Here is a 5,925-nt window from a genome sequence, read left to right as displayed (position 1 = left end):
TGCAGGGTGTAGCCGCCAGAGGCAGTGGAGGTCCGCTCAAAATCCTTGACGCCGAACGGATTCACCGCAAACAGCCCATAGGCTCGCGCATGCCAGCGCGGTGGATGGTTATAGTTTTGCGGGTAATCGAAGATTGCGATCCCTACTTTTTGCCCTTCCACGATACCTTCATAATCGGCCCAATCCGCGCGTTTCCCCCAAACGTTTTTCTCGCCTTGTGCGCCATTTGAGTTCCGAATCGTCCCTCCATTTTGCTCTCTCATGCTGTCGGCTACACGGATGGCGAAAAAACCTTCTTTGGTATCGGCGAATTTAGCTGGTTTCACAGCAGTCAGCGTAGAGTCGACATCCAGCTTTCGTATCTCCGGGTCCGCGTAGAAGATCATCGTGCGGTGCTCCTCCAAAATGTTCGAGCCATCGGGAGAACGCCAGCCGAATGTAGCGGTGATGCTCCCGTGGTCTGGGCCTGGCTTCACTTGATTAAGTTTTTCGAGAACAATGAGCCCGCGTGTGAGAGGGTTTCTGGGATTGCGATTGGTCTGCGACGCTTCGTTTTCCCAGAAATTCACGTCATTGATCTGGCCGTAGCCGATCCAAAGACCCCGATGATGCGGATGATCCCTGGATTCGCCTTCGACTTGTTCCATCGGATAATGACGCGTGACCACCAGACCGGAGGCGGTTCGTAGAGGCGCAAGGAATGGTTTCGGATACGAGGAGCCAATATAAAAGTCGGAAAAAGGCTGGCCATTGATCGCGATCGCGATGTGATCACCCTGTATGTTCCGAAAGGTGACTTGGCCGGAAACCGGGAACGAGGTGACGAATAAAACGAACGTGAAAACCGTAACTGAAGCCCGCAGCATAGCCGCCTGTCATAGTAGCAAGCGCCTCTCTCCCTGTACTGGGCTATCATGAAAGAGCAGCATATGGGACCCCTTGGCTTTCAGGAGATGGTTGTCATCTTCATCCTGGCCTTGGTGCTCTTCGGCCCCAAGAAGCTCCCTGAGCTGGGACGCATGCTCGGTAAAGCAGTCAACGAGTTTCGTAAAGCAAAAAATGAACTGCGCATGACGTGGGAAGCGCATATGGCTGAAATCGAACGCGAAACGCGTGAAACGACGCCCAGTTATAACTCGCTCAACGCTCCGAGCACCGATTACTCGCACTACTCATATTCGTATGAGGACTACGATTATTACGGCGCCGGGCAACCTTCAGATGCCCATCCATCTGAACCTCAGCCAGAAGCTCCCGCAGCCACACCCCAGATTTCCGCTCCAGAGGTTCGGCCCGTTGCCGGAACCGTTGCACGATCAAACGGTGTGGCCCCGGAGAGCTCCGCTTCCGCTCCAGCAAACGAGGAACATCCGGCAGCATAGCCGGGTGAGCATTGGTTCATGGGAGATGATTTTGACAGGCCTGTGACGCCCAACGGCGACGGCATCCATTGGAATCATGCAACTGCCGAAGAGCTCTCCTCTCCAGAAGCAACCCGGGCCAATATGTCTGAAGACGTGAACGTTCAGACGCCAGCCGGTTCCACGACCACGGCAGTGCTCTCGAAGAAACACGTCCCCCCGCCGCCTCCGCCGCCTCCTCCTGCCGACGATGATGAAGAGGATGATGAGGAAAAAGGAATGCTGCGCATGTCCTTCATGGAGCACCTGGAGGAACTGCGCATGCGGATCATCCGGGCGGTATTGGGCTTGGTCGTGGCATTCCTGCTCAGCATGTTTTTCACTAAGGACCTGTGGACCATTGTCCAGGCCCCGGCAAGTGAGGCGCTCAAACACCTGGGCTATCACCCGGACTTGGTGGCCATCACGCCCATGGAGCAGTTCAACATCATCTGGTTCAAGATGCCGTTGCTGGTCTCCCTCTTCTTGGGATCACCATGGGTTTTGTACCAAGCCTGGGCCTTCATCTCTCCGGGCCTGTACCGGCGCGAGAAGCGGTGGGCGGTTCCTTTCATCTTTTCTACCGCCGGTCTGTTTATCGCAGGAGGCCTTTTCGCCTACTTTGTTGTCTTTCGCTACGGCTTAGAGTTTTTGCTTGGGATCGGGCGGGATGTTGGGGTCACGCCCATGATCTCAATCAATTATTATTTCGATCTTTTTGTGAACGTGACGTTGGGCGTGGCGCTGGTCTTCGAGATGCCCGTCGTCATCTTCTTTTTGACACTGCTGCGTCTGGTTTCGCCACGGTTTCTGTTGCGGAATAGCCGGTACGCCATCCTTGCTATCACCATCATTGCGGCCGTCGTAACCCCCACCCCGGATGTATTCAACATGATGATCTTCGCCGTTCCGATGGTGATGCTGTTCTTTGTGGGGGTATTTGCGAGCTATTTGCTTGTGTTAAAGCGGGAAGGCCGCAAGTTCCCGTGGGTACCCATTCTGATCGGCACACTCGGAACGGCTGCCGTCATTGGTGCTGTGCTTGCGGTTTTCGTGTTGCACTATCATTATCATTTCGTACATCACTGGCCCTATCTTGCCCGCTAAAGAACGCTGATTTTGCAAAGCCTTCAAGCTTTAGCGCCGATACACTCGAGGCAACACACCGCGACGCCAGAGAGCGGCGCCACCTAACAGGCCGTCTTCATTGGGAACGCGGGTGACATTACCGGGAAGAGCAAAATCGATTTTCATCGCGTTCCCGCCGCCAATGTACAAGTGATCGAAATTGAAGAGCGCTTCGAGTTGTGCGATGGCTTTTTTGAGATATTCGTTCCAACGTTCGAGGCCCAGCGCTTCAAGACCGCGTTTTCCCAGGAAATCTTCGTATGTTTTACTCTCGAGCCACGGATGATGCGCCACTTCAAGACCCGGCACCAGGTGGCCGTCTGTGAACAGGGAGGAACCTAAGCCGGTCCCCAAGGTAATCACAAGTTCGACTCCTTTGCCATGAATCGCTGCGAGGCCTTGCACTGCCGCGTCATTGGCAACGCGTACTGGCTTTCTCCAGCGGCCCTCCAGCATGCCCTCGAGGTCAAACCCTACCCATTGAGGATCCAGATTCGGCGCCGTTTTGATGACGCCATGTTTCACCACGCCGGGGAAACCGACTGACACACGAGCAAAATGTGGCACTTCACTTCGAAGCCTTTCCATCACGTCGAGAAGGGCGACAGGTGTGGCTGGATGGGGCGTGTCTGCCTGCAATTTCTCGCTCACCGGCTTTCCACGCAAATTGAGTAAAATCGCCTTGATGCTCGTACCGCCAATATCGAAGGCCAGAGTAATTCCTTTGTGCTGAGGAGCCATAAAAACACACTTTAGCCCGGCAGGATTCGAGAGAAAATTAGGGAAGACAGGCAAAATTGGACATGACCCTCGCGAAGAACGATTGGTGGTCCAATATCTCGTCAGCCGCCAGCGTTCTTATGCTCGCAAGTGTTCTCTGCCTGGGCGCACCGCCGAAACCTGGGGGGCAGACGGCCGGACATGAAGAGCATCCTTTTACGATTACCGCAAATGTGGATCTGGTTCTTTTGGATGTCAGCGTGCGTTATCCCAACGGCGGCTACGTGAAAGGCCTTCAAAAGAGCGACTTTCGCGTGTATGAGGACGGGCATCCGCGTGAGATTACCCAATTTGGCGCAATGGACGCTCCGGTATCCGTTGGTTTAGTGGTGGACAACAGCGGCAGCATGCGCCTGAAGAGGCGGGATGTGGTGATGGCGGGCCTGGCCTTCGCCAAGCAAAGCAATCCGCAAGATGAGTTTTTTGTGGTCAATTTCAATGATGCAGTGAGCTTCGGACTGCCCGGCGAAGTCCCATTTACTGACAACCTGCTGTTGTTGCAGCGTGCCCTGTATTATGGTGAGCCTTGGGGCGAAACAGCCCTGTACGATGCAATTGGGGCCGCTTTAGCACATCTTGAAAGAAGCCATCGAGAAGCACGCACCTTGATCGTAGTAAGTGATGGCGGCGACAACGCGAGCAAGATCAGCTTACGCGAGCTGATGGACATGATCGAAGCTTCCCGGGCTGTCATTTACACAATCGGCCTGTTCGATCCCGCTGACGCCGACCAGAACCCAAAGGTATTGCGCAAAATTGCAAAGATGAGTGGAGGCGAATATTTTCAGCCCAAAACCGAAGACGAGATCCTGCCAGCGTTTCAGAAGATTTCGACGGATATCAGGAGCCGCTACACGATCGGCTATCATCCCGATGAGATTCAGGACAAGCGCACACTGCGCACTGTAAAAGTAACGGCGGAGAAAGGCGGGCGGAAGCTGGTCGTCAAATCCAGAACGACATACACGGTGGTTCCTTTTTCTGAACTTCTAGCCGATCGCGGACAGCGCTAACTTGCTATAATCCTTACGAGTTTGGGAGGTCGTCTAACGGTAAGACTGCAGACTCTGGATCTGCGTATCGGGGTTCGAGTCCCTGCCTCCCAGCCACTTCCGGATCGCAAGGCGCTTACCCGAAACGATCTTATGAATCCCTCTGAATCTCTCCTTCTGACAGAAACCAGTAGCGAATGATCCGAATATCCGCCGCGGCGATTGCCATCCTGTTTTGCGCACCTCGGTGGCAAATGGCTGCAACAAATACGACTTTACGTTTTGATTTTGGGAGCGGCCAACCTGCCCCCGGCTATACAAAGGTAACCCCCACGACACAATATACGGGCCAGCTCGGCTACGGGTTGGAACCGGGCTCAGCGGTGGAATCGGTTGATCGCGGCGGCAGGGACCGGCTGAAGGCCGACTTCTTAACCAGCGAGGCACCATTCTATTTTTCTGTGCATTTACCTGAAGAAGGCAATTATCGAGTGACCGTCATTTTGGGCGACCGCCGGGCAGCGGCAACCACCACCGTCAAAGCCGAGCTCCGTCGTCTGATGCTAGCCAACGTTCACACCGCTCCAGGTCACTTCCAGACACGAACGTTTCTCGTGAATATTCGCACTCCCCGGATCGCGGGGGACGGTGAAGTACGGTTAAAGCCGCGTGAAAAGGTATATGAAGCCGTTGCCTGGGATGACAAGCTTACCTTGGAATTTCTAGGCCCCCATCCCGCTGTATGCGGATTAACGATTGAAAAGGATGACCAGGTACCCACCCTCTACATTGCCGGTGACTCCACCTCGACCGACCAGCCCCGTGAACCATTTAGCGGCTGGGGGCAGATGCTACCCGTTTTTTTCAAACCTTCCATTGCCCTTGCCAATAACGGCGAATCCGGCGAGTCCCTTCGCAGTTTTATCGCAGAAAAGCGATTGGACAAAGTGATGAGTGTCATCCGACCGGGCGATTGGCTGTTCATTCAAATGGGGCACAACGACCAGAAGGAAAAGGGACCCGGTGTAGGCGCGTTTACGACTTACAAAGCAGATCTGAAGCGTTTTATTGCCGAAGCCCGCCAACATGGAGCCACTCCAGTCTTGATCACACCGATGAACCGGCTGACGTTTGACCCGAACGGAAAGATCATGAACAGCCTGGGTGATTTTCCGGAGGCTGTCCGGCAAACAGCAAAAGAGGAGCATGTAGCGCTGATTGATCTGCATGCGATGAGCGCCAAATTTTACGAGGCTCTCGGCCAACAGAATGCTCACCTGGCCTTCGCTGGCAGCGATCACACGCACACGGACGACTACGGGAGCTATGAACTGGCAAAATGCATCGTTGAAGGCATCAAAGCAAACAAGCTTCCGCTTGCCAAATATCTCTATCCCCTACCCCGGTTTCACCCAGAGCACCCTGACGAAATCAAAAGCTTCCCAATTCCCTCCGAGCCGCAAAGCGGATTGACACCCCGGCCCTACGGAGAATAGAGTCGGTTGCGTTATCCGCTGCGGCGGCTGGAAACAGCTCAGGCTTTGGCCCGGCTGACCACTCATGAGGCCTCGCTCTGACGCTTTGGTCTATCGATAGGCACCCGCCTTCTCCCGAACTTGCGTGCG

At 54.6% G+C, this 5,925-nt stretch carries 6 protein-coding genes and 1 tRNA gene; 5 read left to right on the top strand and 2 right to left on the bottom strand.

The annotated features are described in order from the left end of the window. The coding region (locus VKV29_RS01035; protein WP_324199436.1) for a PmoA family protein at positions 1-866 on the bottom strand (866 nt) is incomplete at its 3' end. 48 nt (positions 867-914) lie between these two features. On the opposite strand from VKV29_RS01035, the gene VKV29_RS01030 reads away from it, so the two are divergent. Next, complete coding sequence (locus VKV29_RS01030) at positions 915-1,382, top strand: twin-arginine translocase TatA/TatE family subunit (RefSeq protein ID WP_324199435.1); 468 nt, start codon at positions 915-917, stop codon at positions 1,380-1,382. Between the two features lie 18 nt (positions 1,383-1,400). Further along, positions 1,401-2,507 carry a twin-arginine translocase subunit TatC gene (tatC, locus tag VKV29_RS01025; protein WP_324199434.1) on the top strand — a complete coding sequence of 369 codons (1,107 nt, stop codon included), beginning with the start codon at positions 1,401-1,403 and terminating at the stop codon, positions 2,505-2,507. Between the two features lie 30 nt (positions 2,508-2,537). On the opposite strand, the gene VKV29_RS01020 is transcribed toward tatC, so the two are convergent. Next, positions 2,538-3,269, bottom strand: a complete 732-nt coding sequence (locus tag VKV29_RS01020; RefSeq protein WP_324199433.1) for an ROK family protein — start codon at positions 3,267-3,269, stop codon at positions 2,538-2,540. 62 nt (positions 3,270-3,331) lie between these two features. On the opposite strand from VKV29_RS01020, the gene VKV29_RS01015 reads away from it, so the two are divergent. The 3 genes from VKV29_RS01015 to VKV29_RS01005 all read left to right on the top strand — a co-directional run bounded on the left by VKV29_RS01015 (position 3,332) and on the right by VKV29_RS01005 (position 5,796). Further along, on the top strand, positions 3,332-4,321 hold the full coding sequence (locus tag VKV29_RS01015; RefSeq protein WP_324199432.1) for a VWA domain-containing protein: 990 nt from the start codon (positions 3,332-3,334) through the stop codon (positions 4,319-4,321). Positions 4,322-4,343: 22 nt separating this feature from the next. Next, positions 4,344-4,417 (top strand) — tRNA-Gln (locus VKV29_RS01010). Positions 4,418-4,554: 137 nt separating this feature from the next. After that, complete coding sequence (locus tag VKV29_RS01005) at positions 4,555-5,796, top strand: rhamnogalacturonan acetylesterase (protein WP_324199431.1); 1,242 nt, start codon at positions 4,555-4,557, stop codon at positions 5,794-5,796. The last annotated feature ends 129 nt before the right edge of the window (positions 5,797-5,925 follow it).

Origin of the sequence: Chthonomonas sp. (genome assembly GCF_035294165.1) — a bacterium.
In the GTDB taxonomy this organism is placed as follows: domain Bacteria; phylum Armatimonadota; class Chthonomonadetes; order Chthonomonadales; family Chthonomonadaceae; genus Chthonomonas.
The sequence above is the reverse complement of the archived record's forward strand: the minus strand, read 5'-3'. Positions and strand labels throughout refer to the sequence as shown.